This window comes from Tianweitania sp., assembly GCF_032053605.1.
GTDB lineage: Bacteria > Pseudomonadota > Alphaproteobacteria > Rhizobiales > Rhizobiaceae > Tianweitania.
This window is the reverse complement of the sequence record NZ_DAMBUH010000061.1, coordinates 19199-21147: the sequence shown is the minus strand read 5'-3', so window position 1 is coordinate 21147 and position 1949 is coordinate 19199. Positions and strand designations below refer to the sequence as shown.

The 1949-nt window shown below is 62.1% G+C and carries 2 protein-coding genes and 2 pseudogenes; 2 read left to right on the top strand and 2 right to left on the bottom strand.

The window, feature by feature from the left end; genetic code table 11:
• Together RTX98_RS13775 and RTX98_RS13770 are read left to right on the top strand one after the other, a co-directional pair.
• Positions 1-491 (top strand): annotated as a pseudogene (locus RTX98_RS13775) (kinesin); the annotation flags it as partial.
• 68 nt (positions 492-559) lie between these two features.
• A complete protein-coding gene (locus tag RTX98_RS13770) occupies positions 560-1069 on the top strand; it encodes a GNAT family N-acetyltransferase (protein WP_312797274.1) in 510 nt (169 codons plus the stop codon).
• Positions 1070-1147: 78 nt separating this feature from the next.
• On the opposite strand, the gene RTX98_RS13765 is transcribed toward RTX98_RS13770, so the two are convergent.
• Both RTX98_RS13765 and RTX98_RS13760 read right to left on the bottom strand, forming a co-directional pair.
• On the bottom strand, positions 1148-1747 hold the full coding sequence (locus RTX98_RS13765; protein WP_312797272.1) for an ABC-type transport auxiliary lipoprotein family protein: 600 nt from the start codon (positions 1745-1747) through the stop codon (positions 1148-1150).
• A gap of 83 nt (positions 1748-1830) precedes the next feature.
• Positions 1831-1949: pseudogene (locus tag RTX98_RS13760) on the bottom strand (MCE family protein); the annotation flags it as partial.

The window sequence follows — 1949 nt, the reverse complement described above, 5'->3', positions numbered from 1 at the left end:
GTTTGCAGCCATCACAGCCGGCACCGGCCCGCGAAGCGGCGCCTCAGGGCGGTTGGGTTCGCGATCTGCTGCGCGGTGCTTCGCGTGAGGAAACGGCTGCGGCGGCACCGGCTGCGCAACCGACGACCCCGGCCCGCTCACCGCTGCATGTGGTGGAATCGCTCAACTCGCTGTCGGTGGATATCGCCCGGGCGATTGATCACGATGCCTCGATCGAGCTGTGGGATCGCTATCGTAAGGGCGAGCGCAACGTCTTCACGCGTCGCCTTTACACGCTGAAGGGTCAGCAGACCTTTGACGAGATCCGCCGCAAGTATGAGGGCGACACGGAGTTCCGCACGGCGGTTGATCGCTACTGCAACGACTTCGATAAGCTTCTGGCCGATGTGACGCGAAATGATCGCGATAACATGATGGCGCAGACCTATCTCTCGTCCGACACGGGCAAGGTCTACACGATGCTCGCCCACGCCAGCGGCCGCCTGAAGTAAGCAGCAGGCACAACAAACAAGCAAAAGGCGGGCTTCGGTCCGCCTTTTTTGTGCAAGGAGGAAGGCCCTTGATTACGACCGATCGACTGCTGCTTCGGCCTCATACGATCGAGGACATGGACGCGCATGTCGCGATGCATGCCGAACCTGAAGTCTATCGCTTCCTGGCGGGACGCCCCTCGACACGGGAAGAAACCTGGCTGCGGCTGCTTCGCTTCGTGGGGCACTGGACAAGCTTCGATTATGGGCTGTTTGCCGTGGTCGATCGTTCAACGGGAAAGCTGATCGGCGATACGGGCCTTGCCCATTTCTGCCGCGAGCTTGGGCCGGATTTCGATCCCTATCCGGAAACAGCCTGGATCTTCAGCGCGTCTGTGCACGGCAATGGCGTGGCGTTCGAGGCTGCCTCGGCTGCGCACGCATGGTTCGAGGCCAAGACGGGCAAGCGTGAAGCCGTCGCCATCATCAACCCGGACAACGCGGCGTCGCTGCGGCTGGCTGGCAAACTGGGGTATGAAGCGTTCGGCAGGGCGACCTACAAGGAGCACGACGTCACGATGCTGCGTCGTATGCCCTAAACAAAAAGCGCGCCGCCAAGGGCGACGCGCTTCGTATTCGATTTGTTTAAGACGGTCCTTCGGATTGTCTTGGTGACCTCAGATCGAAGACGCCGTCCAGGCCACGATCTCGGCACCGGCCTGGTTAAAGGCTTTGTCGAGGGCTTCCACATAAGCAGCATTGCCCTTGGTGCCGCCACCAAGCGGTGCCCGCGCCGTGAAGGTCCGCGAGGCGCGCACGACGCCCGTGCGATCATTGAGAACTCGGATGAACAGCTCGACAACGGCCGAATTGCCGGCTGCATCGATCTGGAAACGGCGGACCTCGGTCACGACCTGGTAGTCGATCGCCAAGCCTTCACCGGGCTTGCCCACGCCGCCGAAGCGACCGGAAGCCTGGAAGCTCTCTGCCAGCCGGGCCTGAACGACGCGCGGCAAGCGATCGGCCCACTGTGCACCGCCGAGATATTCGATTTCGCCAACAGCCGGCGTAATGACGATACGCTCGCTGTCCAGCGCCTTGAGCGCAGTCGGCTCGGCAATCAGCACCTGCAACCGCCCACGACGCGCACCCTCGCTCGCGCGGGGTGCGGAGAGTGAATACGTATCCAGCGGTGCCGGGCCAGAGCCGAGCAGCGCGCATCCCGACAGTGCCAGGGACAAAGCCAAGACACCAAGTAGCCGACTTCTTGAACGCACTGGAAATCCCCGCCTTAACCCTGAATCACTGCCTGCACGGGCAATGCAACCGTTGATATGTGTTGTCGCAGCACTGCGGCTTGTCAACGCCGTGCCCGCCCATCGTATTCACGAACGCCACCTTCACCACCGGAAATGATGCGCTGCGGGTTGCGGCTGAGATCGTTGACCGACTGTTCGATGCGATTGATCGCGCGGCGAC